Origin of the sequence: Peribacillus aracenensis (assembly GCF_025175645.1) — a bacterium.
GTDB classification, from domain to species: domain Bacteria; phylum Bacillota; class Bacilli; order Bacillales; family DSM-1321; genus Peribacillus; species Peribacillus aracenensis.
The window spans coordinates 156422-175413 of sequence record NZ_JANZMJ010000005.1 but is presented as its reverse complement, the minus strand read 5'-3'; the positions used below and the strand labels follow the sequence as shown (position 1 = coordinate 175413).

Here is an 18992-nt window from a genome sequence, read left to right as displayed (position 1 = left end):
GAAGGGGAGAGAAAGATGGGAAAAGCAACAGGATTTATGGATTACCCGCGAGAAAAACCAAAAGACCGGAATCCTCTCACTCGTTTAAGTGACTGGAGAGAATATACAGCTCCTTTCTCTGATGAAAAGTTAAGTACACAGGGAGCGCGGTGTATGGACTGCGCCACCCCTTTCTGCCATATGGGCATGGAATTGAACCGGGTCACAACAGGCTGCCCGATTCATAATCTGATCCCGGAGTGGAATGATTTGGTGTACCGCGGCAGATGGAAAGAAGCATTGGACCGTTTATCGAAAACGAATAATTTCCCTGAATTCACCGGGCGCGTCTGTCCGGCCCCTTGTGAAGGGTCTTGTACAGTAGCGATAAGCGATCCTGCCGTTACCATCAAGAACATTGAAAGGACCATCATCGACAAAGGATTTGAAAATGGCTGGATCACGCCTCGCATCCCTGAAAGCAGAACCGGCAAGAAAATTGCCATCATCGGTTCAGGACCGGCTGGATTAGCGAGTGCCGACCAGTTGAATCAGGCAGGTCATTCGGTCACGGTTTATGAGCGCTCAGACCGTGCAGGGGGGCTGTTGACATACGGCATCCCGAACATGAAACTTGAAAAAGATGTCGTTGCACGCCGAATTAAATTATTGACCCAGGAAGGCATCGATTTCATTACCAATACAGAAGTAGGCAAAGATATAACAGCCGAAGAACTGCAAAATCAATATGATGCAGTCATCCTTTGCACAGGCGCCCAAAAGCAGCGTGACCTGGTAATTGAAGGAAGCGAGGCATCAGGCATTCACCTTGCAATGGATTACTTGACGACTTCGACTAAAAGCCTGTTGGACTCCAATTTTGAAGACGGCAAGTTCATAGACACTAAGGGGAAGGACGTCATCGTCATCGGCGGCGGGGATACAGGAGCTGACTGTGTCGCAACTGCCCTTCGCCAGGAATGTAAGAGCGTCGTGCAATTCGGGAAGCATCCAATCCTTCCGACGGCCCGTACATCCGATAATATGTGGCCGGCCTACCCGAATGTATTTTCCCTTGATTATGCGTATGAAGAAGCGGAAGCGAAATTCGGTGCAGATCCGCGACAATATTCAATCCAAACCAAAAAAATCGTAGCCGATGAAAATGGCAACGTTAAAGAACTGCACACAATCTCAATGGAAAAAATCAAAGGCGAAGACGGAATGTACATTTTCAGGGAAGTTCCAGGAACTGAAAAAGTATGGCCTGCACAATTCGTTTTCATCGCAATCGGATTTGAAGGAACCGAAATGCCGCTATTAACTCAATTTGGCGTAGAAACAGTAAATCAAAAAATTGATGCCGTCTATGGCGAATACAAAACGAATGTCGAAGGAGTTTTCGCTGCCGGAGATGCAAGGAGAGGGCAAAGCCTCATCGTTTGGGCAATCAATGAAGGCCGTGAAGTAGCGAGAGAAGTGGACCGCTACTTGATGGGCGCAACGGTATTGCCTTAATTTTTAAAAAAGGAAGTGCCATAATGGTGCTTCTTTTTTTTGTGTGGTGGGAAATGTGGAATTCACGAGTAAAGCGCCGAAACTCACGAGTAAAAGGCCAAAACTCACGAGTAAATGGTTGGAATTCACGAGTAAAGCGCCAAAACTCACGAGTAAAGCGCCAAAACTCACGAGTAAGTGTACGAACTCACGACTCAAAATCCTCTATGATATGCAGCGGCTCTTCCATGGTTGCCCATTCAACATGTGCCTATGATCGGAAAGAGATTTTACTTTCCACATAGGTCTGTATCGTTTCATTAAAGTATTCTTCGATTGCAGGAGGATGATAACTTCCGCTTGAACAATAGAAATTGAAGTTGTTCTTGGATTCCATAAGCGGGACAAAAATGGGGATTTTTTAAACTGGCCGCTTCGTGCTTAGCAAAAACTAAAAAGCAATCCTTCGCCATTGAAGGATCGCTTTTCCTTATTATTTCAGCCGCTCGATTAGGTCGGTCATTTTATCCAAAGTGGTTACGTTCTGGTTGCATTTCATACTGTCCAGACAAATATAATTCCCTTTTCTAATAAATGTCCCTTGGACGGTTCCTTTTGTTTCAGACATGAACATCCCTACTTCTTCAAAGCGGCTGCATATGGCACAGATCCCTTTTTTGTTGGCAGGTTTAATGGTTCCGTGCAATCCGGTGAGTTTATTATGATGGGGTGCAATGATGAATTTTTTCCCGGAACCGACATCATCCCATCCCAAATAGGAAATCTCTCTCAAATCAATGTTTTCCAACAAAGGGACTTTTAATTTCTTTGCTTTAGGAAATAATTTTTTTATCGTTTTTTCGGTTACTACTTTAAATGGGATCACAAATGGCTTTACCTGTAAGAGAAAGGCTTCGGCTTGTGCGGGATCTTTAATGGTATCTACTGGATCCAGCAGTTGTTTTTGCTCTTCGCTCAGGTCACTGAATAAGCTTAATACTCGTTCTTTGGCGACTGTTTTCAAGGTGGTGATAACATCCTTATCGTTGGCCGTCGCGTGTCCATTTATGAGAATCTGTGTTTGGGATTTTATGAAGTTATACTGCTCGCTCCTGATAAAAGCTTCCATTTTCTTCACTCCTGTTTCTGTTGCTCGTTACTTTTCACATGATATCGTTTTTCTTTACTTTATAGAAATCGCATCTGCTTTAAAAGGGGGAAAACGACTAAGAAACATACTCGGCATACAAATAGCACTGATATCATTACCAGTGCTATCCATGCAATCCTATTTGGAATAAACGATTTTCTTGATGGTTTCTGCGGAGAGAAAATGTTCCTCTGCTAATTGTTGGATGGTATGACCGTCTTTGAATGCATATTTTATAGAGGCATTTCGGTCATCGATCAATTCCCTTGATCCCGAACGGGTTCCCCATTTGTGATGGGCCTTTTCAGGTTTAGGGATATATATGGTTTCACCTTGCACATACTTTTGAATTTCAACGATCAGCTTTTCAGGCAAAACGGACGTCGCTTTTACATATTTCATTTCTGCCAGCCCCTTATTCTTTTTTTAAAATGAAATAAGGTGCAAAGCCGAATATTAGAAATGATAAGGCGGGCGATTAAGTTTAGCTTAATTCAACCCCATGCAAAGTATCGCCTCCAATACTGGGCTTTGCATGAGATGCTGCAGAAGGTGGCATTAACATTCTGATTGCCATCTTTACACCTCCCCGTTATGTCCCTGAAGAACACGTATTGTTTTTATTATAAAATATATAAGGGTGGTTGCCAAACTATTTCCAATGTTAAAGATGACTCGGCGGGCTGATTGTTTGATAATGTTCTGAGTCCATGAAATAATTTGAATGGAAACCAAACTAACCATTATGGGAGCTGACCTTTATGAAAGTATTCGTAGTTGGGGCAAATGGGCAGATCGGTAAATATCTTGTAGATTTATTAAAAGATAGCCCGGAACATAGTGTACGGGCAATGGTTCGTAAAGAAGAACAAAGTAAGCATTTAGAGAAAAAGGGAATTGAATCTGCTCTCGTGAGCTTAACCGGATCGGTGGATGAGATTTCGAATGCGGCAAAAGGATGCGATGCCATCGTGTTTACTGCAGGATCTGGAGGAAGCACCGGTGCTGATCAAACGCTGTTGATTGATTTGGATGGTGCTGTAAAAACGATTGAAGCGGCAGAAAACTTGGGAATCAACCGATTCATCATGGTGAGTGCTTTTCAGGCCAATAATCGCGAAAACTGGAATGAAGCCATCAAACCATATTATGTGGCCAAGCACTACGCGGATAGGGCATTGTTACAAAGCGATTTAAATTATACCATCATTAAGCCAGGCGGTCTGGTGAATGAACCGGGGACAGGCAAAGTGGCAGCCGCCGAAGAATTGGAGCGAGGTCCGATTGCCCGTGAAGATGTGGCTCGAACTATTTTTGCTTCTTTAACTGAAGAAAATACCTACAAGCGTTCATTTGATTTAATCTCTGGTGATACTGCAATCGCGGAAGCATTAAGGGAAATTTAACGAAAAAAGGAGGCAGGGCCACTCAGGTTGAGTGGGCCCTGCCTTATTTAATTCCTTCAATATGCTTGATGACCTTCGCTGGGTTTCCGCCGACAACAACGCCTTCAGGAACATCCTTTGTTACGACTGCCCCTGAAGCGACGACGGAATGATTCCCTATTGTTATGCCAGGATTGATGATGGCCCCTCCGCCAATCCATACATGATCCCCGATCGTAACAGGTTTTCCGTATTCCACTCCAGAACTGCGTTCAAAGGGATCCAGCGGGTGTGTGGCTGTATAGATATGCACTCCGGGAGCCAACATGCAGTCCTTGCCAATTTTCACTTCACAAACGTCCAAAATGACACAATCGAAATTAGCATAAAAGTTTTCTCCGACAGAAATGTTGTATCCATAGTCACAACGGAAAGTGGGTTCAATATATACATTTAGACCAGTGGAACCTAAAAGCTGTTTCAGCAGGGCAGTTCGTTCATCTCCTTCGCTTTCCGTTGTCTGATTGTATAACCGGGTCAACTTTCTGGCATTTTCCCTATCTCTTACTAATTCCGGATCAGCGGCCATGTAAGGTTCCCCGCTCACCATTTTTTCTTTTTCCGTATTCATGTTAACTCCTCCTATTTATTCGGTTTTTAGATGTTTTTGATAAATATCAGAATATTTAAATATTTTTTCTGCAAAATAAATTGCAGTACTTTTTACTCAAACTTTTCTGTTGAACCTAACTGCCTCGCTCATTTTTTTGAAAAAGAAATTAGAAAAGAAAGATTTTTCCGAATAATGAATGAAATAACTTTGACAAACGTTCCGCCTGATTTTATAGTAAGGAGAGTTATGGATGATTGATAGTTTCATGAAGGTATATTTTAACAGATAGGTAGAATACGTTCGCAGTTCTTGGCACTTATTTTTATGGGAAATTGATGGACGACTCTTTTCTTCGTTAAGATAATCAACACAATGGAGGGCTCTATATGACACAGAAAGCACCACTTTCTTTTATCATTGTAACAGGGTTAATGCTTTTTGCTTTATTTTTTGGTGCAGGAAACTTAATTTTCCCTGCCATGCTCGGGCAATCCGCCGGGACTAATTTATGGACGGCCAGTTTAGGGTTCATCATTACTGGGGTCGGTTTGCCATTCATTACAATATTGGCATTTGGTTTTTCGGGAAAAAATGATGTTCAATCGCTTGCAAGCAGGGCACACCCATTATTCGGCATCATTTTCACAGTCGTTCTTTATTTGTCTTTGGGACCGCTTTTCGCACTTCCCAGAACAGGGAGTGTATCCTACGAAATAGGGATTAAACCTTTCCTTTCTAATGATGTCGGCTTTTTACCATTGCTGATATTCACGATCATATACTTTGGAATTGCCTGTTTATTATCCATCAATCCATCAAAAATGCTGGATATCGTCGGGAAAATATTAACACCATTATTATTGATTTTCATCGGGATCCTCATTGTGGTCGCCATCATTAATCCAATGGGTGAAATCCAGTCACCAGCGGTTGATTATTCAGATAATTCTTTCTTTAAGGGGTTCAAAGAAGGGTATTTGACTATGGATACGCTGGCCGGATTTGCATTTGGAATCATTGTCATCAATGCATTCAAAGATAAAGGGATAACATCAAGAAAAGAAGTGTTAAGATCTTGTGTGAAAGCTGGCATTATAGCTGCCACTTTGTTGGTGATCGTTTATACGTCATTGACTTATGTAGGGGCAACAAGTGTGGAAAAACTCGGTCTGCTGGGGAATGGCGGAGACGTTTTGGCTCAAGCCTCGAATCATTTTTTCGGACCTGCTGGTGCCGTGTTGTTAGGATTGATTGTAATCGCTGCATGCTTAACGACAAGCATCGGTTTGATAACGGCTTGTGCTACGTATTTCAATAAAATACTTCCTGCTGTATCGTATAAATCATATGTCGTTATTTTCGCTGTTTTTAGTGCGGCTGTTGCCAATGTAGGTTTGACCAAGCTCATTTCCATTACAGTGCCTGTGTTAACGGCTCTTTATCCTGTAGCGATCGTTTTGATTGTTCTAACATTCTTCCATTCCTTTTTTAAAGGGAAATCGGAGGTATATTTAGGAAGCTTATTATTAACGGCGATCATCAGCATAATGGATGGAATAGTGGCATCAGGCATTAAAATGGAAGCTGTTTCGGACCTTTTCAATCAATACCTTCCACTATATAGTGTAGGGGTGGGATGGGTGATTCCTGCCATCATCGGCGGTGTATTGGGCTATATGGTATACCTTATGAAAGGTGACCCAAAGGAAGCCTATTAAGGAATATCAGAATGAACTTCGAATAACGTTGCCTCCAGGCACTCGCTTTCCGCGGGCGGTCTGGGAGCCTCCTCGGCGCTCTTTGTGCCTGTGGGGTCTCCCTTGGACGCGCTTTTCTAAGCAGGAGTCTCGAACACCCGCTTCAATCAACTGGATGTTTTTTAAAAAAACTGCAGGCAAACTAGCTCTTCTTCTAGTTTGCCTGCAGTCTGGGAGCTGTCTTGATGACAGCTCCTTTTCTTAGTGTTTGTTTTTAATGGGAAAGAGCCTTAAAATGTTCAGAAAGGGGTGTAGGAACACAATGATCAATCGATTACCAATAGAAATCGCAAATATATTACAAGCAAGCAAAAAAAATCCTGTTCAATTCGAGGAATTGATCAGGAGCGGCGGATATCTGCCTCCCGAGATGGAGTTGATGGTGGATGCCATCACGGCCTTAAGCATGGGGAAGAATATCCTCTTGAAGGGCCCGACAGGGGCTGGAAAGACAAAGTTTGCCGAGACATTATCGAATTTATTCAACCAGCCGATGTTCAGTGTCAACTGCTCAGTCGACTTGGATGCCGAAAGCTTATTGGGCTTCAAGACGTTGGCTTACAAAGAGGAAAAACAGGTGATAGAATTCGTTCCTGGACCTGTGACAAATTCGATGAATCACGGTCATTTCCTATATATAGATGAAATCAACATGGCAAAGCCGGAAACACTGCCGCTTATCAATGGTGTGCTTGATTACAGAAGGACGATAACGAATCCGTTCACGAATGAAGTCATAACGGCAAAAGATGGCTTTAATGTAATTGCTGCAATCAACGAAGGGTATGTCGGTACAGTGCCGCTGAATGAAGCGCTAAAAAATAGATTTGTCGTAATTGAAGTTCCTTATATCGAAGGGGAGCAGTTAAAGCAATTGATAGAAACCAATACAAAGTTGAAGGACCCAAAAAGCATTGAACTGTTCGTTAAACTGTCGAGTGATTTGATAAATGCCGTGAATCAAGGGAAGGTGGCTGAAGATGCGGCGTCGATCAGGGCTTTGCTTGATGCTTGCGATCTGAGTGTGTTGATCCCGCCGAAACGGGCGATTCTTCGTTCCATAGTGGATAAGTTGGACGAGGAACGGGAGCGTGAGTTTGTGAAGAACTTGGCTGACACATTATTCTAACTAGGAGAATGCCACATGAAGTATATCCGTTTCAATGATTCAATAATAGATACGGCTCTTTTTTTACAGCTGCAGGATCTCTCGACTGTTTTATCCGGCATTCCTGAGCTGGAATTCGAATACAATTATGGCTCCTTCATTGATTTGATCGAGAATAAGGTAACAGCCAGCCATTTTTGGGAAAATGGCAATAAGGAAGTGAAAGAAGCGGGACTGAAAACGGACGTGCTCCTTAGGACGATAGGTACGCTGCATCATTCAACAATCCAGAACATGAAGGAGTACCAGGATATCATCGGGGAAAGTTCGCTTCCGAAGTTTGCGGCCCAATTGTTCGCTTTACTGGAAGACTTGCGATTGGAAGAATTGGTGAAGAAGGAAAGGCCAGGCACGAAAAAATGGTTTTCGGTAAGAGGGGCTTACCTTAAACAATATTTCGAAAGCCAATTGACGACGAATGTCACAAGAAGTTTTGCACTGGATGAATTATACTGCCTCATCTATTTACTGCTTCAATCTGACAGGCCGGACCCGATTTTCCCAAGAGCCAATGTAAGGCAGCTGGAAGAATTGGAGAAACTCAAACCGTTCATCCATTCTGTCTTTGAGGCCAATAAAACGAGTGACATCACGAGGATTTGCGAGCAAATCGTTTTCCGTGTGAATGAGGAATACGAGGATACGATGAATGAATATTTCATCTTTCCCATTGCAAATGTGGAAAAGTATAAGGCAAATACCTTATTTGATGAACTGACTAGAAATGATGAACTGTTGAATGATGATACAGAAGATGCAGACGAAGAAAAAAGTGAGTTCATTGATGAAAAATTCTCGACATGGCACCGGGAGAATAAGAACGGCGAGAGTAATTCGACTTTTCTTCAATTTGAATTGGAGCAGGGAACGAAAACAAGTCTGATGGGCGGAGGTGCACGGGAAGCGGAAGATGCCGACCAAGCACTGGCTTCCATCCAGGGTTCATCAGGGGAAAGTAAACAAAAGGAATACAATCAGCAGGAAACGCTGGAGAAGAAACAAACGAATATGGGCAAAAGTGGTGAACATCCATTTGGTGAAGAAAACAAAGACGTCGTTCAGGTAATCAAGGAAGCCAAAATGCCAACACTTACGGAAGAGAAACGGTACCGTGAATTTGTTGCGGATATCGAACCGTTCAAGAGAAAACTCTCCAGTACAATTGAAAAGACACTGGAAAATAAAAAGAACGCACCAAGAAAAGATTTGGTTTTTGGCCGCTTATCGAAGAAATTGCTGCCGCTTGTTTTTGAAGAAAATCCTCGGGTCTTTTATAAAAAGAACCAGGATTCAAATGAAATGGATGCCGTATTCACATTGCTGATCGATTGCTCCGCTTCCATGCATAACAAAATGGATGAAACGAAACGAGGGGTCGTCCTGTTTCATGAAGTACTGAAAAAATTAAAGATCCCCCACTCGATCGTTGGATTTTGGGAAGATGCAAATGAAGTGAGAGAAGGATATCAGCCGAACTACTTCCATGTAATCCAGTCCCATTCCGATTCTCTTTATCTAAACTCAGGAGCTAAAATCATGCAGCTTGAACCAGAGGAAGACAACAGGGACGGATACAGTATCAGGGTCGCTACAATGGAATTGGAAAAAAGGCGTGAAAAAAACCGGTTCTTGCTCGTGTTTTCCGATGGTGAGCCGGCAGCAAGCGATTATGATCAAAATGGCATTGTCGATACACATCTTGCTGTTTCGGAAGCCAGGAAAAAGGGCATAGAAGTGATTGGCCTGTTTTTAGCGGATGGAGGCATCGAGGAAAGTGAAGAATTGACGATGAAAAACATTTATGGCAAAGAGCGCCTAATGATTCCAAGTGTAGCTGAATTGCCAGAGCAATTTACACCGCTGTTAAAAAAACTGCTGCTGAAGACCATATGAGAAGCGAAGTTCCCCCACTGGTCATTCAAAACGGGCTATGCATTTGATTAGAATATTAGTGAAAAACGCAGTAGGATTCAATGGATCTTACTGCGTTTTTTTATTATCAGTAAGCGTATAGATGGATGGAAACTTGAAAAGAACAACGAATGCGATTCTTTTGTCGGGATTGGGGTAAACCATAGATGAGGAAGTGATTATTTTGATGAATTTAATTTTTATGATGCTTTATTTTTTAATCATTGTTCTTGTTATTGAAATATCGGTTACCTTGATGAAATTGACTGGATTAAAAAGCACAGTGGCCAGATTTCAGGTTATCTCCATGCTGACAGGGACTGGTTTTACCACTGACGAGTCAAAATCCATCATTGATCATCCCATTCGAAGGAAAATAAGCATGTTCTTAATTTTATTTGGTGCTTTCTCACTTGCTGTCATCATTTCATCGATCAGTACATTGCTTACAGATGATCTGCGCTTGATGGAGTTAAGCATCATTATAGGGATACTGATGGTTCTGGCCGTACTAGTGAAAGCTCCATTCCTGAATAATAGACTATCGAATAAGATGGAAAGTGAAATGTACAATCATTATGAATTATGGGAACACCCGATAGAGGAGGTCCTATTTTTAGAGGATGAAGACGTGGTCATGGAGATCGATATTTATGAAGACTCCGAATTCATAGATGTCAAAGCGTTTGACGTCATAACGCATGGAGCTGATATAAATATCTTATTTATTGAAAGCGGAGAAGTGAAAATCAGGAAAGAGTTAAATGAGTATAAAATCAAATTAGGCGATAACCTCTTTTTATATGGAAATAAAAAAGAGATAGAAGACACATTCTCAAAAGAAATCGAAGAGATGAAGAAGAAGAAAAGTACATCGGAGTGAAAAGGATCCCAGCCCTTATGTTAAGGCTGGGATCTTTTGAAGATGGGCATTAATGTTTTTTATTCGGTAATTTCTGAGCGGGATTCCCGTTGCCTTGACGGCGGAAATTGCCTTCTTCCTTTTTCTGCTGCTCTTGAATGCTTTCAACGAATTCCTTTGAACTTTTCATGGAATGTACCTCCTCGATATTTTCTTCTTTACTATAACCAGAAGAGGGGAAATTCATGAGTCATGCATGGGATCTGACTACATTAACGGGGATAAAAGACTAAATAAATGTATCCATTACACGACCACTAGCCTTTCACCACCCGAAACTCTTCGAAGTCCTTCATTGTATCCTTCGAAAATTTCCGTTAAGTTTAACCCGGAAATTACAACAACGGATCCCTTTATAAAAAATATCCCTTTAAATATCACCTTCTAATGTTAGAATACATTACATTAGAATATTTCGAATATTGACAAAAATAAGGAGGGTATCTATAATTATCAATAATAATATCCATGAATAAACATTTATTGGGGTTTTGCCTATGGAACGGACAATGACTGTCCGAGAATTATGTGAGGTGCATACTCATTTACTGGACAAGGATATTCAGATGCTTGAAAACCTATCAACGAATTTATCGTTGATAGCCAATTTGAATAAAGCGAATGTGTTTATCGATTGTCCGGTGCTTGAAGGGAAGCATGCCGTTGTCGTGGCAGAGGCATGCGGACATTCCGTGAAATCGGTTTATGATCATCCGGTTGTCGGGAAATTCGCCTATGAGGCTTTTGAACCGGCAGTATTTTATGTATTGCGCACCGGAAAGGAGATGTTCGTGAATCGGGCATTGACTCAAGAGGGAGCAATGGTCCAGCAAAGTGTCGTTCCGATCAAGGGGGAATGCAATCGGGTCATAGCCGTTTTGATCATGGAAAAGGTGATTCATGAGGAACCTGAAACGTCAAAACAGTTTGATAGGCAAGATCAACAAAATTCCTTGGTTCCTGAATTTATCGAGGAGTCCATTTTCCTGATTAATAACCAAAACCGACTTGTCTATACGAATCCTGCTGCCATTAATCTAGTATCGGATATATGTATGACAGACTGTGCTTTAGGTGAATCCATTTTCGATTACTTTCCTGGCCTTGTTGATGTTCTTGCTTCAAAAGAGGACATTTTGATGAAGGAAATGAACATTGGTAAAAAGATTTTCCAAATAAAGAAATTCCATTTGGGCAACAAGAATTCTGATGAAACGTTCATCATCATCCGGGACCTGACAGAACTGCGGGATAAAGAGAGAGAGCTGATTAGCAAGTCAGTGGCCATTCGTGAAATTCATCATAGGGTGAAGAACAATTTGCAGACAGTCGCCAGTTTGCTTCGGCTGCAAATGAGGATGGGAGCCACTGAAGAAAGCAAGCCCCATTTATTGGTCAGTTTGAATCGGGTGTTAAGCATATCGTCGGTTTATGAAATCATTCTGGCAAGCAGTCAGGTCGATCATGTGGACCTGCTTGAGCTTATTGGGAAAATTGGCGATATGATCGTTCAAGCGGAGGGTCATGCCCGTCAAAGCCTGAGCATTGAATATAGTGGCGGTGAGCTGCATTCCATTGATTCCGGCATTGGCATTTCTGTCGCGCTGGTTGTGAATGAGCTCATTCATAATTGTGTGAAGCATGCTTTCAAGGAAGGGACGGAAGGGAAGATTACCGTATGCTTTCAAAAGGATGGTCCTGAATTGGAAATTCAAGTAAAAGATGATGGCATCGGATATTCACCAGCAGTGAAACCAACTTTAGGGCTGGATATCATCCGCATGACGGTGGAAAATGATTTGGATGGGGAGTTTTCGATTCATCGGATTAAAGAAGGTACCCTGGCTTCTGTAAGATTTCCATACAAGAGGTAGGTGGGAGATGTGGTCAAGAGGATTTTGGTCGTGGAGGATGAATCGATTGTTCTTCTTGATATAACGATCATGCTCAAGGATGCAGGCTTCGATGTGGTAGGACATGCCCGTAACGGCGAGAAGGCGATTGAATTGGCACATGCACTACAGCCGGATCTCGTTTTGATGGATATCAAAATGCCAAAAATGAATGGGCTTAAGGCTAGCGATGTGATATCCAATACCTTTCAGATTCCGGTCCTGCTTTTAACTGCATTCAGCCAGCGTGAATATATCGACGAGGCGAAGCGCGCGAATATCGTCGGATATCTTGTAAAGCCAATTACGGAGGCGAATCTGATTCCGGCAGTGGAGATAGCTTTGCAGCAAGCAGCCAATACGAAGAAGCATCAGGAACGAAACGCCCAATTGGATGAAACGCTCACAAATCGTAAAGTCATTGAAAAGGCAAAGGGAATTATCATGAAAAGGAAGAATGTATCGGAAGAAATCGCCTACAATAAGCTGAGAAGGCTAAGTATGGATAAGCAGCTTTCCATGGAGACGGTGGCACGTCGAATCATTGCAAATGATCAAAAACAAGTAAATAGATGAAGCAATGGCGCTTTGATGGACCAAATTGGTTATAGGCAGGCATTTCTGCCGAGCAACCTAGTTTGGGCTATAAGAGGCGTCTTTTTTATACCCTTTTTTAAAGACGATAGGCCAAATCAAATCGGAATTCAGGGGGAATATGTATGGAGATGGTTGGTAAATTCGTAATTTATATCATTATGGTGTGTGCCGTTGTCGGTGCCATTGCATCGATTAAAGACAGTGAGCAAGGCTTGGGCAAACAGTTCATGGAAGGGTTGCATACCGTTGGCCATATATTTATCCCGGCAGCTGGGATCATGGCCTCGATCCCTTATTTATCATGGTTCATCGATACAGTTTGCGGTCCGATTTTCGCTGCGATCGGTGCAGATCCCGCCCTCGCCGCAACAACGATTTTGGCAACGGATATGGGGGGATACCAATTGGCGGCCGAGCTGCAGGAATCCTATGAAGGCTGGATCATGGCGATGATTGTCGGATTCATGTCTGGGGCAACGATTGTATTCTCGATTCCAATGGGGCTTGCGATGCTGGAGAAGCGCGATCATAAATACATGGCACTTGGTGTCATGTCAGGAATCCTGACGATTCCGATTGGCGCTTTTATCTCAAGTGTGCTGGTGGTGGCAACGAATTCGAAAGTCCGTGAAGTGATTTCCACGAATGCGGATTCTACATATGAATTCGCGTTGAGCTATTTAAAAATTGCCCTGAATCTTTCCCCTCTTCTTATTTTTGTGATCTTGCTCGCGTTAGGTCTTTATTTCCTGCCGGATTTGATGATCAAAGGTTTCATGTGGTTTGGAAAAATATTGGATGCTGCGATCAAACTTGTACTCGTGTTTTCGATTGTGGAAATTTTCACCGGACTGTTTTCCAATGTACTTGGTGCTTGGGGGTTCCATCCGATCATGGCCGATAAGGCAGACCAGTTCCGTGCCCTGGAAACGGCGGGGTATATCGGGATAATGCTGGCAGGTGCTTTTCCAATGATTTACCTCATTCAAAAATACGCAGGCAAGCCGCTTGAAGCGATGGGCGGAAAAATCGGGCTGAGCAAAGCGGGGAGTGCAGGGATATTAGCCACGGTAGCCAATATATTGGCGATGTTCAAACTTGTTAAAGATATGCCGCCAAAGGATAAGGTCATAAACATTTCCTTCGCTGTGTGTGCGGCCTTCCTATTAGGGGATCATTTATCATTCACAGCCAATTTTCAGCCCTCCTTGATATTGCCGATCATTGTCGGCAAGCTATCTGCCGGAGCGATTGGAATCGGTCTTGCTTACTGGCTGTCCGTTCCGAAAGCTTTGGAATTGGAAGAAAAGGATCGTGAAGCAGGAGTTATCGGCGTAAATGAATATAAAACGAAAAACAAGGAAGAAAACAGCAATGAAATCCAAGTGGTGTAAAACTGGGGTGTGATTTTAATGAATGAACAGGCGGAACGAATCATCAGTGCAGGAATTGATATTGGCACCAGTACGACGAAACTTGTCATCAGCGAGCTTTCGCTTAGGAATGTGGCGGGTGGCGGACAGGTGCCAAAAATTGAAATTACCGATAAGAAAATTCTGTATCGAAGTCCCATTTTCAGGACCCCGCTTTTATCCGATACGGTAATCGATATACCTGCTGTTCAAAAAATGGTGGAAAGTGAATACCATCAAGCCGGGATCACGTTCGATAACATACAAACAGGGGCTGTCATCATTACCGGGGAAACGGCAACGAAACAAAATGCAGAAGAAATGGTTTACCGGTTATCTGAAGCGGCGGGGGAATTCCTTGTAGCGGCTGCCGGACCGGACTTGGAGGGAATCATTGCCGCCAAGGGATCGGGTGCTCATCAACATTCCATAAAGACAAGAAAGACTGTAGCGAACATAGACATTGGCGGGGGAACGGCGAATATTGCCGTATACCGTTCCGGGATGCTTTGCGGAACTTGCACACTGCATATAGGAGGGCGTTTGGTGGAGTGGGAGGGAGCAGCGAAGGTGAAGGTTGCCCCTTCAATAGGGAAATGGCTGAAATCAAAGGGGCACTCTCCTGTGAATGGTGATGGGACATTCATCACAAATGAAATGGCGAAGGTGCTTTCAAGGTTTTTGGCTGGTTCATTCACAAAAGAAGATGAACTTCTTTTAGTGGGGAAGGAGCCATCATGGACAGGACGAATTGATGTGTTGATGTTCTCGGGAGGTGTCAGTGATTGCATCTATCATCAAGAACGGGAGGACAAAAGCTTCCGGGATATCGGCATGATGCTTGCCGCCTCTATTAAGGAAAATGAAGAATTGGCTGCATGGGAATGGGAAAAGCCCATTGAAACGGTTCGGGCGACCGTTCTTGGAGCTGGCGCACATACGACTGAAATAAGCGGTGCGACCATCGAGGTGAATGATTCTCATCTGCCCGTTCGCAATATCCCGGTCTATCGGATCGATTTTCATGATGGGATTGATGATGTAACCGCGACATTGGCACAAGCTGTTCAGGATGCGATCACGATATACGACGCTTTAAAGGAGGGCCTGAATTTTGCCTTTTATTTAACGAATTTACCCTATCAATCATTTCGCGACATTCACCAGCTCGCAGTTGCTTTTACCGAAGCTTTAATGCAAAAACCGAATCGGCAGCAGCCTCTGATCATTGTCATGGATAGTGATTATGGGAAGGCACTTGGTCAAACCATTCTAGCGAACCAACCGGATCTGCCGGTCATCTGCATTGATCAGACAGAAGTCGAACATGGTGATTATTTAGATATAGGAAGGCTGCTGCGGACAGGGGTCGTTCCGGTTGTCGTAAAAACGCTAACCTTTCACAGTTAGGAAAAGGAGGATTATACGATGAAATTATCCACTCAATACTTTGGGGAAATCCATCAATTCAAATCGTTGAAAGAAGTCATGGCCAAAGCGAATGAAGAGAAATCAGGAGATAGGCTTGCGGGAATTGCAGCAGATTCGGTCCAAGAACGGATTGCGGCGAAAGCGGTGCTTAGCGAATTGACTTTGGCGGACATCAGGAACCATCCCCTGCTCTCCCCGGAAGAGGATGAGGTGTCGCGGATCATAGATGGTCTCATCAATGGAACCATCTATCAAACCGTGAAGAATTGGAGCGTTGCCGAGCTGCGTGAATATATATTGAGTGACGAAACGACCGGCGAGGATTTAAAGCGACTAAGCAGGGGGCTGAATAGTGAAATGATTGCTGCGGCGGCCAAATTAATGTCGAACCTCGACCTTATCCATGCAGCCAATAAAATTGAAGTGCTCACCAAGAATAATAGCACGATCGGATACAAAGGAACGCTTGCTTCGCGCCTTCAGCCTAACCACCCGACCGACAATGTCGATGGCATGCTGGCTTCTTTAAAAGAAGGTCTCTCCTATGGAGTCGGGGATGCACTCATTGGAATCAACCCTGTCGATGATTCGGCCGAAAGCGTAAAGCGGTTGCTTCATGCGACACAGGATGTCATCCAGAAGTGGAGCATCCCGACCCAAAATTGTGTGCTTGCGCATGTGACCACGCAAATCAAGGCAGTACAGCAGGGGGCGCCTGCCGATATGATTTTTCAAAGCATCGCCGGAACGGAAACGGCCAATCGCTCTTTTGGAATTAACGCACAAATGCTCGAAGAAGCTAATGAGGTCGCGAAGGCCTATGGGACGGGCACTGGCCCGCAGCATCTTTATTTTGAAACGGGGCAAGGCTCCGAGTTATCGGCTGAAGCGCATTTCGGAATCGATCAGGTGACGCTTGAAGCCAGGAACTATGGATTTGCCCGCTATTTTGATCCGTACATTGTCAATACGGTCGTCGGTTTCATCGGACCTGAATATCTATATAACAGCAAGCAGGTCATCCGCGCAGGATTAGAGGATCATTTCATGGGAAAAATGCATGGGCTGCCGATGGGTGTGGATATTTGCTATACGAATCATATGAAGGCGGATCAAAATGATATCGAGGACTTGGGTGTACTTTTAACGGCGGCTGGCGTGAATTTCATCATCGCAACTCCGATGGGGGATGACTGCATGTTAAACTACCAGTCTTTGAGTTACCACGATATAGCGACTTTAAGGCAAACGATGGATAAGCGGCCTGCCCCACTATATGAAGCCTGGCTGGAGAAGATGGGAATTATGGAGAATGGAAAATTAACGAAGCGTGCCGGTGATCCAACTATATTTAACCATTAGGAGTGGATGATATGGGAATGAATAATAAGGAAGAATTGGATGCCTTGATGGCGAAAACCCCTGCGCGGATAGGGGTGGGCAGGTCAGGGACCCGACCGAAAACGGATTCTTGGCTGAAATTCCGTTTTGACCATGCGGCGGCCGTCGATGCTGTATATGGTGAAGTCAGTGATATTCTTTTAAAACGCTTGGATTTATTCAAGGTGAAAACGAAGGCCGATGATAAGGAAGTCTATTTACGGCGTCCGGATTATGGAAGGAAGCTTTCGGATGAAGCAAAGCGGGTGATAGAAGCCAAATGCATAAAGGCCCCAACGGTTCAAATCATCATTTCCGATGGCTTAAGTGCTAAGGCGATCGAAGAAAATGTGGAGGATGTCTATTTATCTTTCAAACAATCTTTGGCAGTGGCAGGCCTGGATGCTGGTACACCTTTTTATATTGAAAAGGGCCGGGTTGCCGTGATGGATGATATCGGTGAAATCCTTGGACCTGAGGTCATTGTCCTGTTGATCGGTGAACGGCCGGGTCTAGTGAGTGCGGAATCATTGAGCGCTTATATTTGCTATAAACCACGTTTGGGCACCATTGAAGCAGAGAGGATGGTCATTTCCAACATCCATAAAGGAGGGATTCCCCCGGTTGAAGCTGGAGCGCATCTTGGCACGGTCATTCAAAAGATCCTCAAATACCAAGCGAGCGGAATGTCCCTTGTGAAGAAGGAACATGAAGAAGAAAAGCGTGAAAAACTCGGTTGAAAAATAAAAATGGAGGAGCGGATGACTCCACTCAGTTTTTCGGCAAAAGGGGGTTCGGGATGGTCTCATTCCAGCCGATGATTAAGACCAGGTCGTTGATTTCCTCTCCAGGCACTCGCTTTCCGCGGGCGGTCCGGAACGTTATCATCTCGAACCATGATTTTAAAACATGACTAGACTATTATATATGTTTTTTTACTGTAACCCTTATTGGGTTGGAGAAATATGCGACACTCCTGCCGGATAACTGGCTAGCCGAGACCCCGCAGGCGCTTGAGCCGAGGAGGCTTGGCAGACAGTCGGCGGAAAGGGAGCGAATTTCTGAAAACGGCAGGAACGCTTTTTAAATAAAAAACTGCAGGCAAACTCGCTTTATGCAAATTTGCCTACAGTCTGGGGGAGAGAATCCCTCCTCTATTTACTTGTCCCTAAATTCCATAATCCAAACGGGTTGTAGAAGGGGTGGCCTTCTTCATATCTAAAGTCCTGAAGGCCCGTCAAAATAAAGTCGGGTGCATCTTGTTGAATGCTAAAGGTTTCGCCATTCTTAAAGATAGGCCGTTCACCTAAATGGTAATAATTAAATGTGTTTAGCAGGGCAGCCGCCTCTTTCGGACTCATTGTGTTAAGTGTCACGGCATCCGGAAGACCAAAAGCTTTCATTCCGAATGAACAATAATAATCTTCCTCTCCGATGATCGTGACAAAATGGGCATATACCGAGAGAACATCGGGGCTATGATGAAGATGCTGCCAATCTTCCTTTGAATGGGCAATTCCAGCCGTTTCTATTTTCACTGCCATTCCGTCTGCCCTTAGGATCGCTGCCCCGGCATCGATCAAATTGATTACAGTTCCGGTATCGGATACATCGGCTATTATATAAACGGTAAAGGTATGGTCATTGATTTCCTCTAATGCATTCTCCGAAAAGGCGTCTTTACTGGCGTAGGAAAAGCTCTCTTTCAAAGTGGGTTCATAATCATGGATTTCAGCCTGAAAAGTAATGTTTTTATCGCTGTTATGAAAAACATTCCCGGCTAACAGATACCCTTCGCTTTGGGAGGCGACCGTTTGAATCAATTCTGTCCGGTCCTTCCATTTACCGGGTATCCCGATGATGATTTGGTTGTCCTTCATGGATCATCTCTCCTTTCC

General features: G+C 43.7%; 16 protein-coding genes and 1 pseudogene. 12 read left to right on the top strand and 5 right to left on the bottom strand.

All coding sequences use genetic code 11. The features are described 5' to 3' along the window. Positions 1 to 15: 15 nt before the first annotated feature. Entirely contained in the window at positions 16 to 1497 is a 1482-nt protein-coding gene (gltD, locus tag N0M92_RS07795) for a glutamate synthase small subunit (RefSeq protein ID WP_260285223.1), read from the top strand. Between the two features lie 472 nt (positions 1498 to 1969). On the opposite strand, the gene N0M92_RS07790 is transcribed toward gltD, so the two are convergent. Further along, positions 1970 to 2605: a FusB/FusC family EF-G-binding protein gene (locus tag N0M92_RS07790; protein WP_260285222.1), complete on the bottom strand. Its 636-nt coding sequence runs from the start codon at positions 2603 to 2605 to the stop codon at positions 1970 to 1972. A 159-nt stretch (positions 2606 to 2764) separates the two neighbouring features. Further along, positions 2765 to 3028: a CD3324 family protein gene (locus N0M92_RS07785; protein WP_260285221.1), complete on the bottom strand. Its 264-nt coding sequence runs from the start codon at positions 3026 to 3028 to the stop codon at positions 2765 to 2767. A gap of 359 nt (positions 3029 to 3387) precedes the next feature. On the opposite strand from N0M92_RS07785, the gene N0M92_RS07780 reads away from it, so the two are divergent. After that, a complete protein-coding gene (locus N0M92_RS07780) occupies positions 3388 to 4032 on the top strand; it encodes an SDR family oxidoreductase (protein WP_260285220.1) in 645 nt (214 codons plus the stop codon). A gap of 43 nt (positions 4033 to 4075) precedes the next feature. Here the strand turns inward: N0M92_RS07780 and N0M92_RS07775 are convergent, their stop codons facing one another. After that, positions 4076 to 4642 carry a sugar O-acetyltransferase gene (locus tag N0M92_RS07775; protein ID WP_260285219.1) on the bottom strand — a complete coding sequence of 189 codons (567 nt, stop codon included), beginning with the start codon at positions 4640 to 4642 and terminating at the stop codon, positions 4076 to 4078. Between the two features lie 368 nt (positions 4643 to 5010). On the opposite strand from N0M92_RS07775, the gene brnQ reads away from it, so the two are divergent. From brnQ to N0M92_RS07755, 4 genes are all read left to right on the top strand, one after another. After that, on the top strand, positions 5011 to 6342 hold the full coding sequence (gene brnQ / locus N0M92_RS07770; RefSeq protein ID WP_260285218.1) for a branched-chain amino acid transport system II carrier protein: 1332 nt from the start codon (positions 5011 to 5013) through the stop codon (positions 6340 to 6342). Positions 6343 to 6643: 301 nt separating this feature from the next. After that, entirely contained in the window at positions 6644 to 7510 is an 867-nt protein-coding gene (locus N0M92_RS07765; RefSeq protein ID WP_192206794.1) for an ATP-binding protein, read from the top strand. 15 nt (positions 7511 to 7525) lie between these two features. Then, complete coding sequence (locus tag N0M92_RS07760; RefSeq protein WP_260285217.1) at positions 7526 to 9442, top strand: vWA domain-containing protein; 1917 nt, start codon at positions 7526 to 7528, stop codon at positions 9440 to 9442. 205 nt (positions 9443 to 9647) lie between these two features. Then, positions 9648 to 10343 (top strand): hypothetical protein, encoded by a 696-nt coding sequence (locus N0M92_RS07755; RefSeq protein WP_260285273.1) that lies wholly within the window; start codon positions 9648 to 9650, stop codon positions 10341 to 10343. Positions 10344 to 10392: 49 nt separating this feature from the next. On the opposite strand, the gene N0M92_RS07750 is transcribed toward N0M92_RS07755, so the two are convergent. Further along, entirely contained in the window at positions 10393 to 10512 is a 120-nt protein-coding gene (locus N0M92_RS07750) for a DUF4023 family protein (RefSeq protein ID WP_061465287.1), read from the bottom strand. 367 nt (positions 10513 to 10879) lie between these two features. On the opposite strand from N0M92_RS07750, the gene N0M92_RS07745 reads away from it, so the two are divergent. The 6 genes and pseudogenes from N0M92_RS07745 to eutC form a co-directional block, all read left to right on the top strand. Continuing rightward, positions 10880 to 12256, top strand: a complete 1377-nt coding sequence (locus N0M92_RS07745; protein WP_260285216.1) for a sensor histidine kinase — start codon at positions 10880 to 10882, stop codon at positions 12254 to 12256. A gap of 9 nt (positions 12257 to 12265) precedes the next feature. Further along, the gene (locus tag N0M92_RS07740; RefSeq protein ID WP_260285215.1) at positions 12266 to 12850 is read left to right on the top strand and encodes an ANTAR domain-containing response regulator; all 585 of its coding nucleotides are present in this window, start codon (positions 12266 to 12268) and stop codon (positions 12848 to 12850) included. Between the two features lie 143 nt (positions 12851 to 12993). Continuing rightward, positions 12994 to 14265 (top strand): ethanolamine utilization protein EutH, encoded by a 1272-nt coding sequence (gene eutH, locus N0M92_RS07735; protein ID WP_260285214.1) that lies wholly within the window; start codon positions 12994 to 12996, stop codon positions 14263 to 14265. Between the two features lie 18 nt (positions 14266 to 14283). Beyond that, the gene (locus N0M92_RS07730) at positions 14284 to 15693 is read left to right on the top strand and encodes an ethanolamine ammonia-lyase reactivating factor EutA (protein ID WP_260285212.1); all 1410 of its coding nucleotides are present in this window, start codon (positions 14284 to 14286) and stop codon (positions 15691 to 15693) included. Positions 15694 to 15711: 18 nt separating this feature from the next. Further along, the gene (locus tag N0M92_RS07725; protein WP_260285211.1) at positions 15712 to 17076 is read left to right on the top strand and encodes an ethanolamine ammonia-lyase subunit EutB; all 1365 of its coding nucleotides are present in this window, start codon (positions 15712 to 15714) and stop codon (positions 17074 to 17076) included. A gap of 32 nt (positions 17077 to 17108) precedes the next feature. Then, positions 17109 to 17834: pseudogene (gene eutC / locus N0M92_RS07720) on the top strand (ethanolamine ammonia-lyase subunit EutC); the annotation flags it as partial. A gap of 414 nt (positions 17835 to 18248) precedes the next feature. On the opposite strand, the gene N0M92_RS07715 reads toward eutC, so the two are convergent. Further along, a complete protein-coding gene (locus N0M92_RS07715; RefSeq protein WP_260285210.1) occupies positions 18249 to 18974 on the bottom strand; it encodes a DUF4261 domain-containing protein in 726 nt (241 codons plus the stop codon). Positions 18975 to 18992 lie beyond the last annotated feature (18 nt).